At 73.4% G+C, this 23287-nt stretch carries 21 protein-coding genes and 1 pseudogene; 13 read left to right on the top strand and 9 right to left on the bottom strand.

Annotation, left to right across the window (positions count from 1 at the left end; genetic code table 11):
* Nucleotides 1-30 precede the first annotated feature (30 nt).
* The 5 genes and pseudogenes from GXW83_RS33660 to GXW83_RS01580 all read left to right on the top strand — a co-directional run.
* Nucleotides 31-839: pseudogene (locus GXW83_RS33660) on the top strand (hypothetical protein); the annotation flags it as partial.
* Between the two features lie 81 nt (nucleotides 840-920).
* Nucleotides 921-1778, top strand: coding sequence for an endonuclease III (gene nth / locus GXW83_RS01565; RefSeq protein WP_182441076.1), 858 nt, complete (start codon nucleotides 921-923; stop codon nucleotides 1776-1778).
* Nucleotides 1775-2452 (top strand): CoA pyrophosphatase, encoded by a 678-nt coding sequence (locus tag GXW83_RS01570; protein ID WP_182441077.1) that lies wholly within the window; start codon nucleotides 1775-1777, stop codon nucleotides 2450-2452. Before nth ends, GXW83_RS01570 begins: the two co-directional genes overlap by 4 nt.
* Nucleotides 2453-2638: 186 nt before the next feature.
* Nucleotides 2639-3817: a MarP family serine protease gene (locus GXW83_RS01575; protein WP_182441078.1), complete on the top strand. Its 1179-nt coding sequence runs from the start codon at nucleotides 2639-2641 to the stop codon at nucleotides 3815-3817.
* A gap of 174 nt (nucleotides 3818-3991) precedes the next feature.
* On the top strand, nucleotides 3992-4690 hold the full coding sequence (locus GXW83_RS01580; protein ID WP_182441079.1) for a metal-dependent hydrolase: 699 nt from the start codon (nucleotides 3992-3994) through the stop codon (nucleotides 4688-4690).
* A gap of 49 nt (nucleotides 4691-4739) precedes the next feature.
* On the opposite strand, the gene GXW83_RS01585 is transcribed toward GXW83_RS01580, so the two are convergent.
* From GXW83_RS01585 to GXW83_RS01615, 7 genes are all read right to left on the bottom strand, one after another.
* Entirely contained in the window at nucleotides 4740-4937 is a 198-nt protein-coding gene (locus tag GXW83_RS01585) for a hypothetical protein (protein ID WP_182441080.1), read from the bottom strand.
* Nucleotides 4938-5084: 147 nt separating this feature from the next.
* Complete coding sequence (locus tag GXW83_RS01590) at nucleotides 5085-6047, bottom strand: alpha/beta fold hydrolase (protein ID WP_182441081.1); 963 nt, start codon at nucleotides 6045-6047, stop codon at nucleotides 5085-5087.
* A 12-nt stretch (nucleotides 6048-6059) separates the two neighbouring features.
* Nucleotides 6060-6509, bottom strand: coding sequence for a phage holin family protein (locus GXW83_RS01595; RefSeq protein WP_182441082.1), 450 nt, complete (start codon nucleotides 6507-6509; stop codon nucleotides 6060-6062).
* A gap of 60 nt (nucleotides 6510-6569) precedes the next feature.
* Nucleotides 6570-7883 carry a Na+/H+ antiporter NhaA gene (nhaA, locus tag GXW83_RS01600; protein ID WP_225446683.1) on the bottom strand — a complete coding sequence of 438 codons (1314 nt, stop codon included), beginning with the start codon at nucleotides 7881-7883 and terminating at the stop codon, nucleotides 6570-6572.
* Nucleotides 7884-8080: 197 nt separating this feature from the next.
* Entirely contained in the window at nucleotides 8081-10066 is a 1986-nt protein-coding gene (gene acs / locus GXW83_RS01605) for an acetate--CoA ligase (protein WP_182441083.1), read from the bottom strand.
* A gap of 162 nt (nucleotides 10067-10228) precedes the next feature.
* Nucleotides 10229-10930, bottom strand: a complete 702-nt coding sequence (locus GXW83_RS01610) for a carbonic anhydrase (RefSeq protein WP_182441084.1) — start codon at nucleotides 10928-10930, stop codon at nucleotides 10229-10231.
* A 201-nt stretch (nucleotides 10931-11131) separates the two neighbouring features.
* Nucleotides 11132-12124: an ATP-binding protein gene (locus tag GXW83_RS01615; protein ID WP_182441085.1), complete on the bottom strand. Its 993-nt coding sequence runs from the start codon at nucleotides 12122-12124 to the stop codon at nucleotides 11132-11134.
* Nucleotides 12125-12406: 282 nt separating this feature from the next.
* Here GXW83_RS01615 and GXW83_RS01620 point away from each other — a divergent pair, with 282 nt between their 5' ends.
* Nucleotides 12407-13411 carry an oxidoreductase gene (locus GXW83_RS01620; protein ID WP_182441086.1) on the top strand — a complete coding sequence of 335 codons (1005 nt, stop codon included), beginning with the start codon at nucleotides 12407-12409 and terminating at the stop codon, nucleotides 13409-13411.
* A gap of 353 nt (nucleotides 13412-13764) precedes the next feature.
* Here GXW83_RS01620 and GXW83_RS01625 read toward each other — a convergent pair whose 3' ends face one another.
* Nucleotides 13765-14619, bottom strand: a complete 855-nt coding sequence (locus GXW83_RS01625; RefSeq protein WP_225446684.1) for an HAD family phosphatase — start codon at nucleotides 14617-14619, stop codon at nucleotides 13765-13767.
* 607 nt (nucleotides 14620-15226) lie between these two features.
* Here GXW83_RS01625 and ssd point away from each other — a divergent pair.
* From ssd to GXW83_RS01660, 7 genes are all read left to right on the top strand, one after another.
* Nucleotides 15227-16339, top strand: coding sequence for a septum site-determining protein Ssd (ssd, locus tag GXW83_RS01630; protein ID WP_182441087.1), 1113 nt, complete (start codon nucleotides 15227-15229; stop codon nucleotides 16337-16339).
* Between the two features lie 71 nt (nucleotides 16340-16410).
* Entirely contained in the window at nucleotides 16411-17580 is a 1170-nt protein-coding gene (locus tag GXW83_RS01635; RefSeq protein WP_225447408.1) for a TadA family conjugal transfer-associated ATPase, read from the top strand.
* Between the two features lie 118 nt (nucleotides 17581-17698).
* Nucleotides 17699-18691: a type II secretion system F family protein gene (locus GXW83_RS01640; protein WP_225447409.1), complete on the top strand. Its 993-nt coding sequence runs from the start codon at nucleotides 17699-17701 to the stop codon at nucleotides 18689-18691.
* 74 nt (nucleotides 18692-18765) lie between these two features.
* Complete coding sequence (locus GXW83_RS01645) at nucleotides 18766-19578, top strand: type II secretion system F family protein (protein ID WP_182441089.1); 813 nt, start codon at nucleotides 18766-18768, stop codon at nucleotides 19576-19578.
* 68 nt (nucleotides 19579-19646) lie between these two features.
* Nucleotides 19647-19955, top strand: coding sequence for a DUF4244 domain-containing protein (locus tag GXW83_RS35210; protein ID WP_182441090.1), 309 nt, complete (start codon nucleotides 19647-19649; stop codon nucleotides 19953-19955).
* Nucleotides 19956-20007: 52 nt separating this feature from the next.
* A complete protein-coding gene (locus tag GXW83_RS01655) occupies nucleotides 20008-20340 on the top strand; it encodes a TadE family type IV pilus minor pilin (RefSeq protein WP_182441091.1) in 333 nt (110 codons plus the stop codon).
* On the top strand, nucleotides 20337-20867 hold the full coding sequence (locus GXW83_RS01660) for an Rv3654c family TadE-like protein (protein WP_225446685.1): 531 nt from the start codon (nucleotides 20337-20339) through the stop codon (nucleotides 20865-20867). Before GXW83_RS01655 ends, GXW83_RS01660 begins: the two co-directional genes overlap by 4 nt.
* Here the strand turns inward: GXW83_RS01660 and GXW83_RS01665 are convergent.
* The gene (locus GXW83_RS01665; RefSeq protein ID WP_182441092.1) at nucleotides 20824-23271 is read right to left on the bottom strand and encodes a DEAD/DEAH box helicase; all 2448 of its coding nucleotides are present in this window, start codon (nucleotides 23269-23271) and stop codon (nucleotides 20824-20826) included. The two genes, GXW83_RS01660 and GXW83_RS01665, sit on opposite strands and share 44 nt — an antisense overlap.
* Nucleotides 23272-23287: the final 16 nt, after the last annotated feature.

A 23287-nucleotide genomic window follows, 5' to 3' on the forward strand; every position in this document is an offset into this window, starting at 1 on the left:
CTTCTTGCCCTCACGGGCCGTTGACATTACGTCGTCCAGCGCATACCCGACCTGTCTGACGTCTACATGGAGGTGCTGCACCGCCCCGGGGAGGGCTACGCCCTGGAGCACCGGGACGGGGCGCCGGACAGGCACTTCCAGACGAGGCTGGACGGACCAGAGCCCGTGATCACGGCGATGACCGGCTGGGCTCGTCTGAACGACGACTGGGATGCCGGGATCGATTGGGGGCTACTGGATCTGGGACCGGCCCCGTCCCCGTAGCCCCGTTGGAACTGGACGACGAAGAGCGCGAGCAGGTTGAGTCCCGTGTTCGTGAGGTGATTCTCGGCGGGTACACGACCCGAGCGGAATTGGCCGAGCTCGCCGAGGAGTACCTCGTCACCAAGGACCGTCGGCCGGTCTCACCTGCGCAGGCAGAGCAGTTGGTCCGCCGGCTGTGGTTGGAACGAGTCGAGGAGCAGGCCGACTGGAACGGCGAAACGGACCCCGAGCGACTCACCCGTGCCTTCGCAGCACTGGAGGCGGAGGGGGTCACGGCCAGGGAGAACTTCACCTGCTGCCGCAGCTGTGGACAGGCGAAGATCGGCGCAGAGGCCGAGCCTGGCGCGCGCGGCTTCGTCTACTTCCACCAGTAGTGCACAGAGGGGGCCGTGTCCGGCCACGGCCTGATGCTCCTCCACGGCGGGTTCGACGTCTCCACCGCCACCACGACGGCGATCGGCCGAGAGGCCGTGGCCGCCATCGAGGCGACCGGGCTGCCGGTCGAGTGGGACGGCGATCCCGAGCGGGCCATCACCATCACCCCGCTGGACTGGCGACGCCGCCTGGTCGGCTGATTGACACGCTAGCCGCCGGGTGAAGTACGAGCCCAGCGGATCTGCGGTGCGGTGTCGGTCCCGAGCCGTAGGCTGATCGGTATGGCGAAGAGTGGCGTGGGTGAGGCTGTGGGGGCGCGGCCGGGTTTCAAGAAGGCGAAGCGGCCGGAGACGCACGCGCGGGTGGTGCGGCAGGCGCGGAAGATCAACCGGGCGCTGGCGGAGGTGTATCCGTACGCGCACCCGGAGCTGGATTTCGAGAATCCGTTCGAGCTGCTGGTGGCCACGGTGCTGTCGGCGCAGACGACCGACCTGCGGGTGAACCAGACGACGCCGGCGCTGTTCGCCAGGTATCCGACGCCGGAGGACATGGCCGCGGCCGCCCCGGAGGAGTTGGAGGAGGCGATCCGGCCGACCGGTTTCTTCCGGGCCAAGGCGAAGTCGCTGATCGGCCTGTCCACCGCGCTGCGCGACAACTTCGGCGGCGAGGTGCCGGGGCGGCTGGAGGATCTGGTGACCCTGCCCGGCGTCGGCCGCAAGACCGCCAACGTCGTGCTGGGCAACGCCTTCGGCGTGCCCGGGATCACCGTGGACACCCATTTCGGGCGGCTGGCGCGGCGGTTCGGCTGGACCGACTCCGAGGATCCGGTGAAGGTCGAGCTGGAGGTCGCCGCGATCTTCCCGAAGAGCGAGTGGACCATGCTCTCGCACCGGGTGGTCTTCCACGGGCGCCGGATCTGCCACTCCCGCAGGCCCGCCTGCGGGGCGTGCCCCATCGCCGAGCTGTGCCCCTCGTACGGCGAGGGCGAGACCGATCCGGTCAAGGCCGAGAAGCTGCTGAAGTACGAGAAGGGCGGCCAGCCCGGCCAGCGGCTGAAGCCCCCGGCCGATTACCCGGGCCAACCGGCCGCCCCCGCACCGGCGTCCGCGCCCGCACCGGCCTCCGGGGCGGCCCGGTGACCAGCGCCGCGCAGGTGATCCGGGAGGGGCTGCCGGACTGGCTGGCGCCGGTCCGGGACGCGGCGGAGCGGGTGCAGCCGCACCAGCTCAGCCGGTTCCTGCCGCCCGCCGAGGGCGGTCGGCGCTCGGCCGTGCTGGTGCTGTTCGGCGAGGGGCCGCACGGCCCCGACCTGCTGCTGATCGAACGCTCCCGGTCGCTGCGGTCGCACGCCGGGCAGCCGTCGTTCCCCGGCGGAGCGCTGGACCCGGAGGACGGTGATCCGCTCGGGCCGGGCCCGGTCAACGCCGCGCTCCGCGAGGCCCGGGAGGAGACCGGCCTGGACCCGGCCGGGGTGCAGGTCTTCGGCGTGCTGCCGGACCTCTACATCCCGGTCAGCGACTTCGTGGTCACCCCGGTCCTCGGCTGGTGGCGGGAGCCGAGCCCGGTCGGGCCGGTGGATCCGGGGGAGGTCGCGGCGGTGTTCCGGGTGCCGGTCGCCGAGCTGACCGCGCCCGAGCGGCGGGCCCGGATACGGCACCCCAGCGGCTTCCGGGGCCCGGCGTTCCTGGTCGAGGACCGCCTGGTGTGGGGCTTCACGGCCGGGGTCATCGACCGGATCCTGCACTACAGCGGCCTGGAGCGGCCCTGGGACACCACCCGGGAGATCGAGCTGTCCAGCTACGCGCAGGGCTAGTCGCGGCGCACCCCGCAGGGCCGGCCGGGGCGGCGCGCGGAGCCGTCCGGGAACCGGGGCGGGCCGGTGGAACGTGAGAAGAAGACAAGCTCTGCCACTCGGGCTCCGGCGCCGCGACCCCGCATGGGAAGGTTGGCCGGTGCACCTCCTGTCGGGGGAGCGCTCCACCCCGTCCAGGAAGCCGCCGTGAACGTCCTCGACATTCTGCTCATCCTCGCTGCCTGCGGGTTCGCCGTGTCCGGCTACCGGCAGGGCTTCGTCGTCGGCGTGCTCTCGGTCGTCGGGTTCCTCGGCGGCGGGGTGGTGGCCGTCCAGCTGCTGCCCTACCTGCTGAAGCACCTCCCGGCGGGCACCACCTCCTCGATCGTCGCGGTCGTGGTGGTGATCGTCTTCGCCTCGGTCGGACAGGCGTTCACCACCCACTGGGGCTGGAAGCTGCGCGGCCCGATCGACCGCAGCCGGATACGGGTGCTGGACGCCGTCGGCGGCGCGCTGGTCAACATCGTCGCCATGCTGCTGGTGGCCTGGCTGATCGGCTCGGCCCTGGCCGGGACCTCGCTGCCGACCGTCGCCCAGCAGGTCAGGACATCCGAGGTGCTGAGCACGGTGCAGCGGGCCCTGCCCGCGGACGCGCCCACCTGGTTCTCCAACTTCACCTCGGCGCTCTCCCGCAACGGCTTCCCGCAGGTCTTCAACCCGTTCCAGAACGAGCCCATCGCGGACGTCCCGCCGCCCGATCCGGCGCTGGTGGCCAGCGCCGCCGTGCGCGGCGCCCGGGGCAGCATCGTCAAGGTCGTCGGTACCGCAGCGGGCTGCGGGAAGGTCATCGAGGGCAGCGGCTTCGTCTACGCCCCGCACCGGGTGATGACCAACGCTCACGTGGTGGGCGGGGTCAGCGCGCCCACGGTCACGGTGAACGGCCGGACGTACAGTGCGACGGTCGTCCTGTACGACTGGAAGCGCGATGTCGCCGTGCTGGACGTGCCGCACCTGAACGCCCCGGTGCTCAGCTTCGCCGGCACCGCCCAGGACAGCGCCGGCGCGATCGTCGCCGGGTTCCCCGAGAACGGCCCCTTCAACGTCCAGGCCGCCCGTATCCGGCAGCAGATCGACGCCGAGGGCCCGGACATCTACCACCGGGGCACGGTCACCCGCGAGGTGTACTCGATCCGCTCGACCGTCCGGCAGGGCAACTCCGGCGGCCCGCTGCTCACCCCCACCGGGCAGGTGTACGGGGTGGTCTTCGCCAAGTCGCTGGACGACTCCCAGACCGGCTACGCGCTGACGGCGGGCGAGGTCCAGGCGGACGCCGCCCAGGGCATCGCGGACACCGCCCCGGTGGGCACGGAGTCCTGCGCGCTCTGAGCACGCCCGGGCACGCCCGCGCTGACCGGCTGTCAGGAACGGTGCCAGGACCGGTGCCGGGGCAGGTGACGCGGGGATTGTCGGTGCCTACTGGTAGCGTCTGGGTCGCTCACCCGATCGGATCAAGGTTCCGTGGGGCCGGGGCGGTTGCGACGAGGGGGAGGACGACACGCCATGATGGGTCACTCGCACGCGGTCAGTGGCGCGCTGCTGTTCGCAGCCACCGCGCCCTTCCTGCCGGAGGAGGTGATGCACCGTCACCTCCAGCCTGCGGAGATACTGATGGGCACGGCGCTCTGCGCCGGCGCCGCGCTCCTGCCCGACCTGGACCACCACGACGGGACGATCGCCAACTTCCTGGGCCCGTTCTCGAAGCTGCTCTGCCGCTTCGTGGCCTGGATCTCCGGCGGTCACCGGCACGCCACGCACTCGCTGCTCTTCGTCGCCGTGATGTCGCTCGGCACCTGGGCCGGAGTGACCTACCTGGGGCGGGGCTTCACCCTGGGCATGACCTTCTTCCTGCTGGCGCTGGCCGTGCGGGCGCTCAACCTGTGCCCGCCCGGGCACGGCTTCTCCGCCTGGGGGACGATCGTGGCCCTGGCCGCGCTCGGCACCGGCATAATCGCCAAGTTCATCCCCTCGGCGCCGGGTTGGCTGCCGTACGCGGTCGGCCTCGGCTGCGTGGCGCACCTCCTCGGCGACTCCATCACCAAGATGGGGGCGCCGTGGCTGTGGCCGCTCAAGTCCCGCTACGAGATCGTGGTGATCAAGAGCAGCGGCAACAAGCTGGAGACGGAGATCCTGGTCCCGCTGATGGGCCTGGCCACCGTCGCGCTGCTGTGGTTCACCGCGCTCTCGCCGCACGCGATCTGAGCGTGCCAGGCCGTCCCCGACAGTGATCGGCGGGCGGCCCGCGCCGGCGTCAGCGCTGGCGCAGCCGTGAGGTCATCCACCGGGCCCGGCGGCTGAGGATGCGGGGGAGGCCGGCGTGGTCCAGCAGGGCCACGCCCGCGTACGCCTCCTCGGGGGCGGCTCCGGGGCCGTCCAGGGTGGCACGCAAAGTCGCAGTCTGCTGCGGCGAGCGGCGACGGGACAGGGGCGCGAGGGCGCGATCGTGCATCCGGCTCATGAGAAACCAGTGCCCGCGCGAGGCGACCGGTAATCCCGTGGAATGCCGCCAACTGGCCTATGCAGTTGTCCTATTTTAACTTTTGCTTTGATCGAGCAGCATGGTCATGGTCACGACGACTGGCCGGAAACCGACGTCTCAGCGGTCGGGCTCGGGGTCGCGCAGCCAGTTCAGCAGCTCCTGGGAGAAGCCTTCCGGATCCTCCTCCTGCGGGTAGTGCCCGATCCCGTCCAGCAGCCGCCACCGGTACGGCGCCTCCACGTACTCGGCCGAGCCGGCCGCCGTCCGGCTGAGCAGGACCGGATCGAGCGCCCCCTGCAGGTGCAGCGTCGGCACCCGCACCGGGCGGTTCATCCGGCGTGCGTACTGGAAGCCGTCCGGGCGGCCCATGGAGCGCATCAGCCAGCGGTACGGCTCGATGGAGCAGTGCCGGGTGTTGGACAGCAGCATGGCCTGCCGGTAGGTCAGCAGTGCCTTCTCGTCGGGTCGGTGCCCGGGCGCGGTCCAGTCGGTGAGGTAGTCGGCCACCAGCCGGGCGTCGTCCGCCGCCAGCCGGCGCTCGGGCACCCACGGCCGCTGGAAGCCGAACAGGTGGTCGGCGGCCGCGATCTGCCTGCGGTCGGTCATCAGCGACCGGCGCAGGCGGCGCGGGTGCGCGCTGGACGCCACGGCCAGCCGCCGGATCAGCGCCGGGCGCATCACCGCCGCCGTCCAACCGAGGAAGCCGCCCCAGTCGTGGCCGACCAGCGCCGCGTCGGAGGCGCCGAGCGACCGGATCACCCCGGTGAGGTCCAGCGCCATGTTGGCCGGGTCGTAGCCGCGCGGGGTGCGGTCGCTGCCGCCGACGCCGCGCAGGTCCACCGCGACGGCCCGGAAGCCGCCCTCGGCCAGGGCGACCAGCTGGTGCCGCCAGGTCCACCAGAACTGCGGCCAGCCGTGGACCAGCAGCACCAGCGGCCCCTCGCCCATCTCGGCGACGTGGAAGCGGCCACCGTTGGCGGCCACGTCCCGGTGGGTCCAGGGCCCGTCGAGCCGGGGCTCGAAGGAGAAGTCGGTGGAGCCGGCAGCGGAGCCGGAACCGGGAAAACTGTCAGACGCCATGAAGGAAGCGTGTCACATCTGCTTCATGGTCGGTGCCGGGCGCGGCTTCGCGTTCTTCAGGACGTCCACGGTGGCCTTGGACGAGGCGATGGTCCGGTCCGGCGGGGAGATCTTCTTGAAGAAGCGGACGGCCAGCAGCCCGGCAATGGCCGCGATCGCCACGAACGCGCCGCCCATGATCAGGAAGCACCAGGCCAGGCCTAGCCCGGTGGTGTGCAGCCCGTACGCGCCGGCGAAGCTGAACATCGGGATGGACGCCAGGGCGATCACCGCCGCGATCGCCCCCGCGCCGCCGCCGACGGCGCCGCGCTTGACGTCCTTCATGATCTCTTGCTTGGCGAGCGCGATCTCGTCGTGGACCAGCGCGGACAGGTCCGTGGTGGCGGCCGCGAACAGTTGACCGACCGTGCGTTCGCCCCGGTCGGTGGTGCTGCCGTCCTGGGACCTGTAAGCGGTGGACATCCGGTCTTCTCCTCGGGTCTTCCTGTCACATCGTCAGAGCACTTTCTCAGATCATGCCCCTCAGGGACGGATGCCACCACTCGGCCTGCCGTTTCGGCCCGGCCCGGCGGCGGCCCCGAGCGGCTGGTCCGGGGCCTCCTCCTGCGCGCACAGCCGCTGGTACGTCCGATTGCGCCGGCGCAGCAGCACGGCCGCGACCAGGGCGCAGACCAGCGAGCCGAGCAGGACGGCGGACTTGGCCTCCTGCGCCAGCGGCGGCTCGTCCTCGAAGGCCAGCTCGGCGATCAGCAGCGAGACGGTGAAGCCGATCCCGGAGAGGACCGAGACCGCGAACAGGTCGCTCCACTCCAGCTCCGGGTTGAGCTCGGCCCGGGTGAACCGCGCGGTCAGCCAGCTGCCGCCGAAGACGCCCAGCGGCTTGCCCAGCAGCAGGCCGAGCACCACCCCGAGCGGCGCGGCCCGGGTGACCACATGCGCCAGCGAGCTGGGCGTGATCGAGACACCGGCCGCGAACAGCGCGAACACCGGGACGCAGAAGCCCGCCGAGAACGGCCTGACCAGGTGCTCGATGTGCTCGGCGGGGGAGTGCCGCTCGCCCGGGTCGACGGTGCAGCGCAGCATCAGCCCCAGGGCCACCCCGGCGACGGTGGCGTGCACCCCGCTCTCGTGCATCAGCGCCCAGATCACCAGGGCCAGCGGCAGGTAGAGGTACCAGCCGTGGATCCGGGCCCGGTGCAGCAGGTAGAACAGGGCCAGGCCGAGGAAGGCCAGGCCCAGCGCCCAGAGCCGGATGCCGTGGCTGTAGAAGACGGCGATGATCAGGATGGCGATCAGGTCGTCGACGACGGCGAGGGTGAGCAGGAAGGCCCGCAGCGCCGAGGGCAGGTGCGTGCCGACGACCGCGAGCACGCCCAGGGCGAAGGCGATGTCGGTGGCCGTGGGGATGGCCCAGCCGGACGCCTGGCCGCTCGCCAGGGCGTTGACCGCGGCGTAGACCACGGCCGGCAGGGCGACGCCGCAGACGGCCGCCGCGACCGGCAGCGCGGCCGCCCTGGGGTCGCGCAGCTCCCCGGCGACCAGTTCGCGCTTGAGCTCGATCCCGGCGACGAAGAAGAAGACCGAGAGCAGTCCGTCGTTGGCCCAGGTCTCCAGCGACAGGTGCAGGTGCAGCGGGGCGCTCGGGCCGACCGCGACGTCCAGCACCCGCGTGTAGCTGTGCGGCCAGACGTTGGCCCAGACGAGTGCGGTGACGGCGGCGGCCAGCAGCAGCACGCCGCCGACGGTCTCGGCGCGCAGCGCGTCGGCGACGACGGCGCGCTCGGGCAGCGGCAGTCGGCCCAGGAACTGGCGGCGGGGCGGGCGGCTGTCGCTCACGCTCGGCTCCTCCGGGGCGGCTGCGGCGCGACCTCCGTCCTGGTACGGCCGCGTTTGTCCGATCGTATCCGTACGGAGCGTGGTCGGCAGGTGACGGAAGGCCGCCCCCGCGTGCTGCGGAAGCGGCCTCCGGGCCGTGCCAGGTCGTACCGGCTCCGTACCGGCCCCGGACGGGGCCCGGCGGCGGAGCCCTGCGGTCAGTCCTCGCTGCCGCCGCTCGGCAGCTGGCTCTGGATCAGGTCCATCACCGAGGAGTCGGCCAGGGTGGTGGTGTCGCCGATCGCGCGGCCCTCGGCGATGTCGCGCAGCAGGCGGCGCATGATCTTGCCGGAGCGGGTCTTCGGCAGCTCGGTGACCACCTTGATGATCTTCGGCTTGGCGATCGGGCCGAGCACCTTGGCCACGTGGTTGCGCAGGTCGTTGACCAGCTCGGTGTCGTCGTGCGCGGTGCCGCGCAGGATGACGAAGGCGGCGATGGCCTGCCCGGTGGTGGCGTCGGTGGCGCCGACGACGGCCGCCTCGGCCACCTTCGGGTGCGACACCAGCGCCGACTCGACCTCGGTGGTGGAGATGTTGTGGCCGGAGACCAGCATCACGTCGTCCACGCGGCCGAGCAGCCACAGGTCGCCGTCGTCGTCCTTCTTGGCGCCGTCGCCGGCGAAGTAGGTCCACTTGCTCTCGGACGGGTCGTGGCCTGCGCCGAAGCGGGACCAGTAGGTGTCCAGGTAGCGCTGGTCGTCGCCCCAGATGGTGCGCAGCATCGACGGCCAGGGCTCGGTCAGCACCAGGTAGCCGCCGCCGCCGTTGGGCACCTCGTGGCCCTCGTCGTCGACCACGGTCGCCGAGATGCCGGGCAGCGGGGTCTGCGCGGAGCCGGGCTTGGTGGCGGTGACGCCGGGCAGCGGGCTGATCATCATGGCGCCGGTCTCGGTCTGCCACCAGGTGTCCACGATCGGCGTGCTGCCGGCGCCGATGTGCTCGCGGTACCAGATCCACGCCTCGGGGTTGATCGGCTCGCCGACGCTGCCCAGGATGCGCAGCGAGGACAGGTCGAACTTGGCGGGGATGTCGTCGCCCCACTTCATGAACGTGCGGATGGCGGTGGGCGCCGTGTAGAGCAGGGTCACGCCGTACTTCTGGACGATCTCCCAGAACCGGCCCTGGTGCGGGGTGTCCGGGGTGCCCTCGTACATGACCTGGGTGGCGCCGTTGGAGAGCGGCCCGTAGACGATGTAGGAGTGCCCGGTGACCCAGCCGATGTCGGCGGTGCACCAGTAGACGTCGGTCTCCGGCTTGAGGTCGAAGACCGCGTGGTGGGTGTAGCTGGCCTGGGTGAGGTAGCCGCCGGTGGTGTGCAGGATGCCCTTGGGCTTACCGGTGGTGCCGCTGGTGTACAGGATGAACAGCGGGTGCTCGGCGTTCATCGGCTGCGGCGTGTGCTCGGCGGACTGGCGCTCGGTGATCTCGTGCCACCAGACGTCCAGGCTGTCGTTCCAGGCGGTCTCCTGGCCGGTGCGGCGGACCACCAGCACGTGCTCGACGGTCGGGCAGCTGAGCACGGCCTCGTCGATGGCGGGCTTGAGCGCGGCGGGCTTGCCGCGGCGGTAGCCGCCGTCCGCGGTGATGACCAGCTTGGCGTCGGCGTCCTGTACGCGGGAGGCGACGGCCTCCGCGGAGAAGCCGCCGAAGACCACGGAGTGCGCGGCGCCGATGCGGGCGCAGGCGAGCATGGCCACCGCTGCCTCGGGGATCATCGGCAGGTAGATGGCGACCCGGTCGCCCTTCTCCACGCCCAGCTCGGTGAGGGCGTTGGCGGCCCGGGAGACCTCGTCCTTCAGCTCCGCGTAGGTGATGGCGCGGCTGTCGCCGGGCTCGCCCTCGAAGTGGATGGCCACCCGGTCGCCGTTGCCGGCTTCGACGTGGCGGTCCACGCAGTTGTACGCGACGTTGAGCTCGCCGTCGGCGAACCACTTCGCAAACGGCGGGTTGGACCAGTCGAGTGTCTCGGTGGGCTCGGTGGCCCAGCTCAGGCGGCGCGCCTGGGCGGCCCAGAAGCCGAGGCGGTCCTCCTTGGCCGCAGCATAGGCATCGGCAGTGACATTGGCGGCGGCGGCGAGCTCAGCGGGCGGGGTGAATCGACGCTCTTCCTTGAGCAGGTTGGCCAGGCTCTCATTGCTGCTCAACGCGCACTCCTCAATCGAGTTTTGGGTGCGGGCGTCCCGTGCTGTCCCGCCGTCCCAGTGTGGTTGTCACCTAGCTCACCAGGATGGGGCCGCGCTGACAAGTCTCGTCGGCGAATTGGTGTAGACCTGTCTCCTCGTCTCTCGTCCGATCGTCGGACCAGGTCAGGCGGCCGACTCCAGGTGAGGCCGGACAGCTTCGAAGGTACGCCCGTTGGGGCCCAGGAGGTACGTCTGAGCAGCGGCGAAGTCGAAGTACAGGCCGGTGAGCCGCAGGCTGCCGTCGGCCGAGCGCCGCCGTACCGAGGGGTGCGCCCGGAGGTTGTCGAGCTGCTGGACGACATTGGTCAGGCACAGCCGCGCCAGCGCGTCCGCCGGGGGCTGGTCGTCGGTGATCCGGGCCGGCGCGTGCCGCGCCCGCTGCAGCGAGTCCTGGCCGTGCCGCAGCCAGCGGGTCAGCGGGGTGCGCGCCATGCCCTCGCGGCGGTGCGCGCCGTGCAGCAGGGACTGCATCGCGCCGCAACCGGAGTGGCCGCAGACGGTGATGGTGCGCACCGCGAGCACGTCGACGGCGTACTCGATGGCGGCCGCCATCGAGTCGTCCGGCGGCGGGACCAGATTGCCGATGTTGCGGACGGTGAACAGCTCGCCGGGGCCGCTGCTGGTCATCACATTGGGCACGAGCCGGGAGTCCGCGCAGGTGATGAACAGCTGGGAGGGCGACTGGCCCTCGCGGGCCAGCCGTGCCAGCTCCGGGCGCAGGCCGGGGGCGGTGTGCTGCTGGAACGCGCGCACCCCGCCGAGCAGTTCCTCGCACGGCTGGTCGGGGCGGGCGGGGGTGTCGGGGGTGAGGCCGGTGCTCTGCATGGGTCGCGTCTCCTGGGGCAAGGACGGCGTGGCGACATGAGCGCGGCGGGGTGGGCCACGGTGAACCAAGTGTCGGTAAATGGAGAGTAATGAATCCTTTACCTTCAGGGCAGTCCAGGCCCGCCAAGTTCACCCGACCGGCGGCGGACCCGGCTGCGGACGCCTGCTGCGGACGGCCCCCGCCCGGCTGCGGACGCCCGGTCAGACCGCCAGCGGCGCACCGGCCGCGAGCTCCTCGCCCAGCACGAAGCCCGGGTCGACCTGCCCGGCGAGGTCCATCCCGGTCTTGGCGTTGCCCCAGCTCTCGGCGTTGCGCAGGTGGAACCGCACCATCTGCTCGGTGTAGCGGGCCCAGTCCCGGCGGTCGTAGGAGGCGTCCACCGCGCTGTGCAGCAGCCGGAGCGTGGCCCGGTTCTCCGGCTCCAGCTCGGCCAGCGCGGGCCCGCGCCCCTGCTCGGCGCGGCGCACCCAGGCCGACTGGCCGAGCCAGCCGATGAGGTCGTCGCCGACGTTCTCGCGCAGGTAGGCGATGTCGTCCTCGTGCTGCACCTTGTTGCCGACGACCCGCAGCTCCACCCCGAAGTCGGCGGCGTACTCCTGGTACTGGCGGTACACCGAGACGCCCTTGCGGGTGGGCTCGGAGACCAGGAAGGTCAGGTCGAAACGGGTGAACAGGCCGGAGGCGAAGGAGTCCGAACCGGCCGTCATGTCCACCACCAGGTACTCGCCCGGGCCGTCCACCAGGTGGTTCAGGCACAGCTCGACCGCGCCGACCTTGGAGTGGTAGCAGGCGACGCCCAGGTCCTCCTCGGTGAACGCGCCGGTGGCCATCAGCCGCAGCGGCGCGCCGTCGACGGTGAATTCGCGCGCGCACAGCGCGTACACCGGGTTGTTCTCCGGGATGCGCAGCAGCCGGGAGCCGCTGCCCGGGGGCGTGGTCTTGATCATCGAGGCGGCGTCGGCGATGCGCGGGTTCCCGCCGCGCAGGTACTCCTTGATCTGCGGCAGGTGCGCCCCCATGGAGGGCAGCGCGGCCGACTGCTCCTCCGTCAGCCCGAGCGTCGTCCCCAGGTGCTGGTTGATGTCGGCGTCCACCGCGATCACCGGTGCCCCGGTGGCGGCGAGGTGTCGGACGAGGAGGGAGGAGAGCGTGGTCTTGCCGCTGCCGCCCTTGCCGACGATGGCGATCTTCATGGGAACTCCGGAGTGCTTGCTGGAGCGGGCGGACGACCCGCTGGCCGGGACTGGCGCCTGCTGCGTGCGCGGGCTGATGCCGTCGCTTACTGAAAAGCGTTATCGTCACCGATAGTGGTCATGGTAGCGATCAAAAAGCAGCCGGTGATCAGGTTTGACGTACCTTTGACCCTTTCGAGTGAGCGGGCCCCGGCAGCCGCAGGACCGTCCTGTACCGCCCCCCACCGCCTTCCGGTCCACCCGGAGCGCCGCCCGCGCCCGCGCGTTACGTACGCTCGGGGCGTGAGCACTCCTTCCGTGGACCCCCTCGAACCACTCGCCCAGCTGCCCGGCGTCCCCGTGGCCGTGGCCGAGGCCCGTCGCGCCGTGGACCGCCTCTACGGCCACCGGGTGATGCGCCGCCGCGCCGCCGAGGTCACCTCCGAGTCCGCGCTGCGCGGAGCCCGCGCCTCCGCCGCGCTGGACGGCGCGGACTGGCCGCTGGAGGAGGTCCGCCGCCGCACCGACTTCGGCGGCGACCCGCAGGCCCGTACCGTCGGCGGCGCGCTGCGCCTCAACGCCGAGGCCGGACAGCTGCTCGGCACCTGGCGGCATTCGCCGCTGCAGGTACTGGCCCGACTGCACCTGCTCGCCGCCGGCGAGTCGGGCACGCCGGGTGCGGGTGCGGGTGCGGGTGCGGGTGCGGGTGTCGGGGGAGCGGCCGACGGCGCCGGGCGTCCGCGCCGGGCCGGCGAGCAGCCCGGCCCGCTGTTCGGCCCGGACCTCCCGGCCGTGGAGGGCGTGGCCGGGGCGGACGCCCTGACGTCCGCCTCGACGTCCGCCGCGTCCGACGGCGCCACGGCTGCCGCGACGCCGGTGTTCGAGCTGCCGCCCGCCCCCGGCGCGGACGAGGCGGCCGCGCGCCTGGACGGGCTGGCCCAGCTGCTGGCCGCCCGCGGCGGCAAGAAGCACCCCAACGAGCGCACCGCCCCGGCGCTGGTCGTGGCCGCCGTCGTGCACGGCGAGCTGATGACCCTGCGCCCCTTCGGCACGCACAACGGGCTGGTGGCACGCGCCGCGCAGCGGGTGGTGCTGATCGCGGAGGGGCTGGACCCGCAGGCCATCTGCCCGCTGGAGGTCGGCCTGGTGGAGCTGGGCACCGACGCCTACCGCAACGCTTTGGGCGGCTACGCCTCGGGCACCGCCGACGGCATGGCACTGTGGATCACCCACTGCGCCTCGGCGCTGCGGCTGGGCGTGCGGGAGAGCACGGCGGTGTGCGAGGCGATGCAGCGCGGGATGGTCTGACGCCCGAAGGGAAGGGCTCCGGAAGCTGCGGAGAGAAAAGATGCGGCGGCACCTCTCGGTGCCGCCGCTGGCACAGGTTCCCAAGTGACCATGCGTGCGCCAGTGAGTGCCCATCCGGCTGGGATCTGGCCCGTTGCCGGGTGCGGCGGCCCTATCGCGGGTCGGCTGCACGTGGGTGCTCGGTCGCTGTGCTCGGTCCGTGGGGCCACAAACGTCCGTGGTCCCGGTGTTCTGGGACCACCCGGTCTCGCGGGCCGTCTGCTTTCCTTTGTATCTCGGATCCGACCGAAGCGGAACCGGGGGACGCATTTCTTTACCTTTTCCGGCCCGGAAAGCGGGAATGCGCCCCGGACTCAGCCCGCTGTGGTGCGCCGCTTGGCGGCGTACCAGACCAGGCCTGCCGTGGCGGCGGCCGCACCCACCGCGGCGGCGGCCAGGACCGGACGGCTGCTGACGGCCGTCAGCGAGGCACTGCGCTGCTTCAGCCGGACCGGACGGTTGAACACCAGCACCGGCCAGTCCCGCGCCTGCGCCTCGCGGCGCAGCCCCCGGTCCGGATTGACCGCGTAGGGGTGACCGACCGCCTCCAGCAGCGGGACGTCCGTCACCGAGTCGCTGTAGGCGAAGCTGCGCTCCAGGTCGTAGCCCTCGATCCCGGCCAGCTGGCGAATGGCGATCGCCTTGTTCCCGGCATAGGCGTAGAAGTCGATCTCGCCGGTGTAGCACCCGTCAGCCTCGGCCATCCGGGTGGCGATCACATGGTCGGCGCCGAGCATCCGGCCGATGGGCTCCACGATCTCCGAGCCGGAGCTGCTGACGATCACCACGTCCCGCCCGGCGGTGTGGTGCTCCTCGATCAGCGAGGCCGCCTCGTCGTAGATCAGCGGATCGATCAGCTCGTGCAGCGTCTCGGCCACGATCTCGCGGACCAGCTGGACATTCCAGCCCCGGCAGAGCGAGGAGAGGTACTCGCGCATCTTCTCCATCTGGTCGTGGTCCGCGCCACCGGCCAGGAAGACGAACTGGGCGTACGCGCTCTTCAGGACGGCGCGGCGGTTGATCAGCCCGCCCCGGTACAGCGGGCGGCTGAAGGCGAGCGCGCTGGACTTGGCGATCACCGTCTTGTCGAGGTCGAAGAACGCGGCTGTTCGCGGCGGCCGGGAGTGCGGCGACAGGGCGGCTGGGAACTGCTGGAGGTGGTTATCCACGAACACGAGGATATGCGCCCACCATTCGGCCCAAGGGCAGGCGCGTGGGTTTGCTCCAGAAGGGCCTCGGGTACACCATGAAAGTCACGGCTCGTTCGCGACCGTGCCACCCCGGTCTGGCTCCTCCCCCCCGAGTCGGACCGTGGAGGACGACCCCCGCTCTCCCCCCGGCGGGGGTCGTCGCATGTCCGCAGGTCGGCGGCTTCCACGGTGTGGACAGCGGTTCGTTCGGGTCCGAAGCCATGGCCGACGCGTCGGCCCGGAGCCCGTTGCGACGCTCCGGCCGCTCGGCGAACCGCTCCGCCGAAAGCTCCTTGATCGGCTGATCCGGCCGGGCACGTCAATCCGATGACACGCAGGCGCCCCTTTAGGGTGGCCAGGTTTTCCACACCCCCCGGCTTGTCCACAGATTGCGTTCCCGCGTCCTCGGCGGCTTCTGAAAAGCGGCAGGGTTGCTGATACCTCAGGAAACCCCGACCGCAGCGAGCACCGCGTGCGGAGTTTCCCCACCCATCACCCATCGCGCTCACTCAACACGTTCACTCAGCGCGTCTACTCAGCGCGTCCACTCAGCGCGTTCTCGCGTTCGTCGCACGGGGGGAAAGCCATGTCCGGCACAGGTATCGGGACGTCGTCCGCAGTACCGCCCGAGGGGTCACCGCTCGAGGGCCCGCTGCTGGTCACCGAGGACGCCCAGCTCACCGAGCAGCTGCTGCGGATCTGTGCCGCCGTCGGCGCCGTGCCGCGGCTGGTGAGCGGCGCGCCGCCGGGCCGTCAGGAGTGGGCGCAGGCCTCGCTGGTGGTCGTCGGCGACGACGTCGCCGACCGTCTGGCCGGGCTGGCCCCGCGCGCCCAGGTGCTGCTCGTCGGCCGGGATCTCGACGACGTGGACGTCTGGCGCCGGGCCGTGCTGGTGGGCGCACGGCAGGTGGTGTTCCTGCCTGACGGCGAGCCCTGGTTGCGCGACCGCATCGCGGACGCGACCGAAGGCGTCGGGCCCCAGGCACTCACCATCGCCGTGCTCGGCGGCCGGGGCGGCGCGGGCGCCTCGACACTGGCCTGTGCCCTGGCGGTCACCGCCGCCAGGGAGGGCCACCGGACCGTCCTCGTAGACGGCGATCCGATGGGCGGCGGGCTGGATCTCCTGCTCGGCGGCGAGTCGGCCGCCGGGCTGCGCTGGCCCGACCTGGCCGGCTCCCGGGGCCGGGTCAACGCCGTCGAGCTGGAGCGCTCCCTGCCCCGGCTGCACCGGCTGACCGCCCTCAGCTGGGACCGCGGGGACGTCCTCAGCATCCCGCTGGAGGCCATGCGGACGGTCCTGGGAGCCGCCCGCAGGCGCGGCGGCGTGGTCGTCCTCGACCTGCCCCGGTGCATCGACGACACCGCGGGTGAAGCCCTGGAACAGGCCGATCTGGGGCTGCTGGTGGTCCCGGCGGAGCTGCGCGCCATGACCGCGTCCGGGCGGGTCGCCTCCGCCGCCCGGATGCGCCTGTCCGACCTGCGGGCAGTGGTCCGCGGCCCCGCCCCCAGCGGCGTCACCGGAGAGGAGGTCGCCCGCGGGCTGCGGCTGCCACTCGCCGGGGAGCTCCTCGCCGAGCCCGGCCTGGCGACCGATCTGGAGCGCGGCAGACCGCCCGGGGCTCGGCCCAGAGGCCCGCTCGGCCGCTTCTGCTCCGCCTTCCTGACCAAGGCCCTGCCCAGCGCGGGGGTGGGCGTATGAACCGCGCCGACCGGCGCGTCCTTCCGGTCCGCGATGCCCCGATCCACCATGCCCTGGTCCGCGACGTTCCGGTGCGGGACGCCCTGGTGGACGCGGTGCGGCTGCGGCTCGCCGAGGCCGGGGCCGCCCCCGGCGCCACCGAGGTCGCCGCGGCGCTGCGCGCCCAGGGACACCCGTACGGCTCGACCGAGGTCGTGGAGCTGGTCCGCCGGCTCCGCTCGGAGATGGTCGGCGCGGGCCCGCTCGACCCGTTGCTGGCCGACCCCGCCGTCACCGACGTCCTGGTGAACGGCCCCGACGAGGTCTGGATGGACCGGGGCGGCGGCCTGGAGCGGGCCACCGGGGTGCGCTTCGCCGACCGGCAGGCGGTACGTCGGCTGGCCCAGCGCCTGGCCACCGCGGCCGGCCGCCGCCTGGACGACGCCCGCCCGTGGACGGACGCCCGGCTGCCCGACGGCACCCGGCTGCACGCGGTGCTCCCGCCGGTCGCCGTCGGCTGCACCCACATCTCGCTGCGGGTCAGCCGGGCCCGGCCGTTCACCCTGCCGGAGCTGGTCAGGGCCGGTTCCCTGCCGGAGTCCGGCGCCCTGCTGCTCCGCGCCATGGTCAGGGCCCGGCTGTCCTACGTGGTGAGCGGGGGCACGGGCACCGGCAAGACCACCCTGCTGGCGGCGCTGCTCGGCCTGGCCGGTCCGGCGGAGCGGCTGGTCGTGGTCGAGGACTCGGCGGAGCTTCGCCCCGACCACCCGCATGTCGTCCGGCTGGAGGGCCGCTCGCCCAACCAGGAGGGCGCCGGGCACGTCGGCCTGCGCGAGCTCGTCCGGCAGGCACTGCGGATACGGCCGGACCGGCTGGTGATCGGCGAGGTCAGGGGCGCGGAAGTGGCCGAGTTCCTGGCCGCGCTGAACACCGGTCACGAGGGCGGCTGCGGAACGGTCCACGCCAACGCCGCCGCGGACGTCCCGGCCCGGCTGGAGGCACTGGCCTCGTCCGCCGGTCTCGACCGGGCCGCGCTGCACAGCCAGCTCGCCTCCGCGCTGGACGCCGTGGTCCACCTCGTGCGGGAGGCCGACGGTCGGCGCCGGGTGGCGGAGGTCGCCCTGCTGCGCCGGGGCGAGGGCGGCCTGGTCGGCACGGAACCGGCGGCGCGCTTCCTGCCCGGCGGCGAGGTACGGCGCGGCAGCGGCTGGGAGCGCCTGGTCGCCATGTGCGGCCGGGCCGAGCGGTGGGCGGCCTCATGAGCCGGGGCCGTGGCGGCGCGGCCGTGGTCCGTGCCATGGGCGGCGTGCGAGTGCGGGCACGGGTGCAGGGGCTTGAGCAGGTGCGGTTGTCGGAGTGGGAACGAGAGGGGTGGGCGTGATGATCGGAGCGCGGCAGCTGATGGGGGCGCCGGAGCAGGTGCTCCAGGTGGCGGCGACGGGCGTGCTGCTGGGACTGCTCGGTTGGGCAGCCTGGCACCTGAGCAGCCTGGACACGACGGTCCGCCGCCGGAGCCGGCTCTTTCCCGAGCGGGACCGGGAGCGGGAGCGTGGGCCGGAACGGGAGCTGGGTCGGCGGCTGAGGCGCGGTCTGCGCCGTGCCCTGCCGGGGAGGTTCGGGCACGGCCGCCTGAAGCCGCCGCCCGAGCTGCTGTTGCTGCCGCTGGGGCTGCTGGCCGCCTGGCCGACGCACTCCCCGCTGGTGGCCGCCGTCGGCGCGGGCGCGGTCGTCCCGGTCATACGGTTGCGCGGCCGACGACGGCGGGCGCGGGCCGCGGAGCAGCGCCGACAGGCCGTGGTGGCCCTGTGCGCTGCCCTGGCGGGGGAACTGCGCACGGGCGCGACGCCGCAGCAGGCGGCGGAGCTGGTCGGCGCCGAGCTGGCCGCCCCGGGGCCGACGCTCCCGTGGGTGACGCGCGGGGGGCCGACGGGCAGCGAGTCGGGGCCGCTGGACGGCACGGCGCTGCTGGCCGCTGTGCGCTACGGCGGGTCGGTACCGGAGGCGTTCCTGGCCATGGCGGAGCTGCCCGGCGCCGAGGGCGCGGCGGGGATCGCGGCCTGCTGGCAGGTGGCCTCGGCGACCGGTGCCGGGCTGGCGGCCGGGCTGGACCGGGTGGCCGAGGGGCTGCGGGCGGAGCGTGCCCTGCACGAGACGCTGCGGGCGGAGCTGGCCGGTCCGCGGTCCACGGCGGCGTTGCTGGCCGCCCTGCCGCTGTTCGGCCTGCTGCTCGGTGCCGGGCTGGGCGCGGACCCGCTGCGGGTGCTGCTGCACACCCCCAGCGGACTGGTCTGCCTGCTCCTGGGCGGGCTGCTGGAGGCCGCCGGGATCACCTGGACGGCCCGCATCGCCCGCGGCGCGGAGCAGGCCGGGTAGCGCCCGGGCCGACGCCCGGGCCAGGGCCGTGCGGACGAAGCGGGCGAGGCAAGCGACGCGGAGGAGGCGGGCGGGTGCACACGACAGAGTGGACGACGGCGTCGGCGGGCGGGGCGCTCACAGCCCTGCTGGGCGGCGCGGTGCGAGCGCTGAGGGCACGCTGCGTGCTCCGGGGCCGCGCGCGGGCGGTCGGCATGCCCGTGCACCGACCTCGGCGCGGCGGCCGGCGGGGCTCCTGGTCGTTCGGGCGGCCCGGTGGCCGACTCCGGCTGCCGCCGGGCTTCGGCCGGTACGGCGCGGGCCTGCTGCTGGGTACCGGGGTCGCGGTCTCGTTCCACGGCCTGCGGGCGCTCCTCGCCGGTGTGCTGGTGGCAGCGGCCTGCTGCCGCTGGCTGCCGGAGCGTCCCACGGCCGAGGAGCGTCGGGCGCAGGCCGAGAGCGCCGCGCTGCGGGCCCAGCTGCCGCTGACCGCCGATCTGCTGGCGGGCTGCCTGGCGTCGTGGTGCGCCCCGGCCACGGCCGCCGAAGCGGTCGCCGGAGCCGTCGCCGAGCCGATGGCGACACGGCTCGCCGAGGCCGCCGCCGACCTGCGGATGGGCGGCGACGCCGAGGAGAGCTGGGCCCGGTTCGGCAGCGATCCGGCGCTGGCGCCGCTGGGCCGCTGCCTGGCCCGGGCCTGCGCCAGCGGCGCGCCCCCGGCGGCGGGCCTGGCCCGCCTGGCCGAGGGCAGCAGGGCCTCGGCGGCGGCCGCCGCCCAGCAGCGGGCACGGCGGGCCGGGGTGCTGGCCACGGCCCCGCTGGGCCTGTGCTTCCTGCCCGCCTTCGTGCTGATCGGCGTGGTTCCGGTGGTCACCGGCCTGGCCGGCACCTTCCTCGTCCACACCTGAGCCGACCCCGTACCCACGTACCCACCCATCATCCCTTTCCGCCTTTCCGACCCGTCCTTGGAGTGATCATGAGCACCACCCTCGTCCTGAAGCCCTCGTCCCGTGTCCTCCCGTTCGGAGCGGTGCTGCTGCGCCGGGCCAGGTCCGTTCCGCTGCTGGTGGCGGCGGTGGCGTACGCCTGGCTGGCGCACCTCGGGCACCTCGTCCGCTGCCGGCTGGCCCGGCACCCGGTGGACGCCGGGATGACCACCGCCGAGTACGCCGTGGGGACGGTCGCCGCCTGCGGTTTCGCGGCGCTGCTCTACAAGATCGTCACCAGTGGGGCGGTGTCCTCCGCGATCTCCGACCTGATCACCAGGGCCCTCGGTGCGGTCTGACCCGCGCCCGTCGGCCGCGCGCGGTGCCGCGCGCGGCACCGAGGGCGGGTTCGTGACGGCGGAGACGGCCGCGGTGCTGCCGGTCCTGGTGGCGCTGGTCGCCGTGTTGGTCTGGGGAGTGCTGGCGGCGGCGGCCCAGGTCCGCTGCGTGGACGCGGCGCGCGAGGCGGCCCGCGCGGCGGCGCGCGGGGACTCCCCGGAGCGGGTGGCCGGTGCCGCTCGGGCGACCGCCCCCGAGGGCGCGGCGGTGACGGTGAGCACACGCGGCGACAGCGTCCAGGTCGTGGTCTCGGCGCAGTCGCGGGGCCCGGGGGTGCTGGGCGGGCTGCTCTCGCTGCGGGTCTCCGGCTCCGCCTCGGCCCTGCGCGAGACGGAGGGGCCGTGAGGCGCCCGCGCGGCAGGGGGGCCCCGCGCGCCCGGGGCGCGGAGACGGGCTCGGCCTCGGTGTGGCTGATCGCCCTGCTGATGCTGGCCGGATGCGTCCTGGCCGCGGCGTTCGGGATCGGGGCCGCCGTCACCGCACGCCACCGGGCCGAGGCGGCGGCGGATCTGGCCGCGCTGGCGGCGGCCGACCGGATGCTGGTGGACCCGACCGGGGCCTGCGCGGCGGCGGCCAGGGTCGCCACCGCCCAGCAGTCGCTGCTGACCTCCTGCGTGCTGCACAGCGATGCTCGGCTGGACGCCGTGGACGTGGCGGTGCAGTCGTCCGTCCGCGGGGCCCTGTTCGCGGCGCTGCCGCCCGCCCACGGCCGCGCCCGGGCCGGACCGCTCTCGACCCCCGACGTGGTCCCCGCCGGGCTCGCCGCCCTCCCCGCCGCCGACCGAACTTCGGCCAGGCTTCCGGCCAGGCTTCCGGCCGGGCGCTCGGCTATCCGGTCGGTGGCGGGGCGAGCAGCAGCTCCAGCAGCCTGACCGATCCGGCCTTGTCCAGCGGATCATTGCCGTTGCCGCACTTGGGCGACTGGATACAGGACGGGCAGCCGCGCTCGCACTCGCAGGCGGAGATGGCGGCCAGGGTCGCGGTGAGCCATTCGCGGGCCCGCTGGAAGCCGCGTTCGGCGAATCCCGCGCCGCCCGGGTGGCCGTCGTAGACGAACACGGTGGGCAGGCCGGTGTCCGGGTGCAGCGGGGTCGAGACCCCGCCGATGTCCCAGCGGTCGCAGGTGGCGAACAGCGGCAGCAGGCCGATGGAGGCGTGCTCGGCGGCGTGCGCGGCGCCGGGCAGCTCCTCCGGCAGCAGCCCGGCCTCGTCCAGCTGGACGTCGGTCACGCACCACCACACGGCCCTGGTCCGCAGCGTGCGCGGCGGCAGGTCGAGCTTGGTCTCGCCGAGGATCTCCCCGGTGACCTGCCTGCGCTTCAGGAAGGAGACGACCTGGTTGGTGACCTCGACCGAGCCGAAGCACAGTCGGGCGTCGCCCCACTTCACCTCGCTGTCGGTGGTCAGGATGCTGATCGCGGTGGTGTCGCGGGCGACGGTGCTGTAGGCCGGGTCCGCCTCCACCACCAGGGCCACCGCCTCGTCCAGATCGAGTTCCCGGACGAGGTAGCTGCGGCCCTGGTGCAGGTGGACCGCGCCGGTGTGGACGGCGGTGTGGGCGGAGGCTGCGTCCACGGTGCCCAGCAGACGGCCTGTGTCGGCCTCTACGACGCGTACCGGGCTCCCGCCGGACCCGCGGATGTCCACGGCGTCCACGGCCCGCTCACGGCGGGTCCAGAACCATCCCTCGCTGCGGGCGGAGCCGGTCTGCCGGCGCCGCAGCAGCCCGCGCCGCTCCAGCTGCGGCAGCAGCAGCGGCGCGGACGGGCCGAACAGGGCCAGGTCGGGTTCGGTGAGCGGGAGCTCGGCGGCGGCCGCGCACAGGTGCGGGGCGAGCACATGGGGGTTGTCCGGGTCCAGCACGGTCGACTCGACCGGCTGCTGGAAGAGCGACTCGGGGTGGTGCACCAGGTACGTGTCGAGCGGGTCGTCCCGGGCGATGAGCACCGCGAGCGCGCCCTGGGCCCCGCGCCCGGCCCGTCCGGCCTGCTGCCACAGGGATGCCCGGGTGCCCGGGTACCCGGCCAGCAGGACGGCGTCCAGCCCGGACACGTCCACGCCCAGCTCCAGGGCGCTGGTCGAGGCCAGCCCGAGCAGCTGGCCGGTGTGCAGGGCGCGCTCGATCGCCCGGCGCTCCTCCGGCAGGTAGCCGCCCCGGTACGCGGCGACCCGCCGGGCGGTGGCCGATCCGGCGGCCTCCATCAGCCGTTCCTGGGCGATCACCGCCAGCAGCTCGGCACCGCGCCGGGAGCGGACGAACGCCACCGTCCGGGTCCGGTCCAGGACCAGGTCGGTCAGCAGGTCGGCGGCCTCGGCGGTCGCAGAGCGCCGTACGGGCGCTCCGTGCTCGCCGTGGAGTTCGGTGAGCGGGGGCTCCCACAGGGCGAAGACGGTCTCGCCGCGCGGCGAGCCGTCGTCGGTCACCTCGGCGACCGGGAGGCCGGTGAGCCTGGCCGCGGCCGACCCCGGTTCGGCGGAGGTGGCCGAGGCCAGCAGGAACACCGGTTCGGCGCCGTAGCGCGCGCAGATCCGGCGCAGCCGGCGCAGCACCTGGGCGACGTGCGAGCCGAAGACGCCGCGGTAGGTGTGGCACTCGTCGACGACCACGTAGCGCAGGGCGCGCAGGAAGGAGGCCCAGCGGGCATGGGCGGGCAGGATGCCCCGGTGCAGCATGTCCGGGTTGGTCAGCACCAGCGAGGCGTACTGGCGTACCCATTCGCGTTCCTCGAACGGGGTGTCGCCGTCGTAGGCGGCGGCCCGCACCCGGCCGAGCGCGCCGTCGGCCGCCCGGCGCAGCTCGCCGACACGGCGGACCTGGTCGGCGGCGAGGGCCTTGGTCGGCGACAGGTAGAGGCAGGTCGCGCCGCGGCCGTTGGCGGCCTCGGTGCCGTCCAGCAGGGCACTGAGCACCGGAGCGAGGTAGGCCAGGGACTTGCCCGAGGCGGTCCCTGTGGCAATGACCACACTTTTGCCGCCCATTGCGAGGTTTGCGGCTTCTGTCTGATGTATCCAGGGTCGGGACACGCCGGTGTCCAGGATCGCGTCCAGTACTTCCGGCCTGATGCCCGACGGCCAGTCGGCGAAACGGGCCGCCCTGGCCGGAATGTGCTCCGTATGGGTGAGCCGATCTTGCCGCCCCCGGGCTTCCGTTAGCCTGGAGAGGACGGTCGCGGGCGAGTCCGGGAGCGGCTTCATCGGGACCAAGTCTGTCATCAGAGCGATGGAGATTCGTCCTAAGACGTCGTGCTGTCCTGGTCGTAAGTGGTTGAATGCCATCGCGGCCGTACATCGG

The sequence above is a fragment of the Streptacidiphilus sp. PB12-B1b genome, from assembly GCF_014084125.1.
GTDB lineage: Bacteria > Actinomycetota > Actinomycetes > Streptomycetales > Streptomycetaceae > Streptacidiphilus.

Excerpts from the sequence above, each read along its gene's own strand:
- GXW83_RS01615 (WP_182441085.1), bottom strand. The coding sequence starts at position 12,124 with ATGAAGATCGCCATCGTCGGCAAGGGCGGCAGCGGCAAGACCACGCTC.
- nth (WP_182441076.1), top strand. The coding sequence starts at position 921 with ATGGCGAAGAGTGGCGTGGGTGAGGCTGTGGGGGCGCGGCCGGGTTTC.
- GXW83_RS01585 (WP_182441080.1), bottom strand. The coding sequence starts at position 4,937 with ATGCACGATCGCGCCCTCGCGCCCCTGTCCCGTCGCCGCTCGCCGCAG.
- GXW83_RS01580 (WP_182441079.1), top strand. The coding sequence starts at position 3,992 with ATGATGGGTCACTCGCACGCGGTCAGTGGCGCGCTGCTGTTCGCAGCC.
- GXW83_RS01590 (WP_182441081.1), bottom strand. The coding sequence starts at position 6,047 with ATGGCGTCTGACAGTTTTCCCGGTTCCGGCTCCGCTGCCGGCTCCACC.
- GXW83_RS01610 (WP_182441084.1), bottom strand. The coding sequence starts at position 10,930 with ATGCAGAGCACCGGCCTCACCCCCGACACCCCCGCCCGCCCCGACCAG.
- GXW83_RS01640 (WP_225447409.1), top strand. The coding sequence starts at position 17,699 with ATGATCGGAGCGCGGCAGCTGATGGGGGCGCCGGAGCAGGTGCTCCAG.
- GXW83_RS01665 (WP_182441092.1), bottom strand. The coding sequence starts at position 23,271 with ATGGCATTCAACCACTTACGACCAGGACAGCACGACGTCTTAGGACGA.
- GXW83_RS35210 (WP_182441090.1), top strand. The coding sequence starts at position 19,647 with ATGAGCACCACCCTCGTCCTGAAGCCCTCGTCCCGTGTCCTCCCGTTC.
- GXW83_RS01595 (WP_182441082.1), bottom strand. The coding sequence starts at position 6,509 with ATGTCCACCGCTTACAGGTCCCAGGACGGCAGCACCACCGACCGGGGC.
- ssd (WP_182441087.1), top strand. The coding sequence starts at position 15,227 with ATGTCCGGCACAGGTATCGGGACGTCGTCCGCAGTACCGCCCGAGGGG.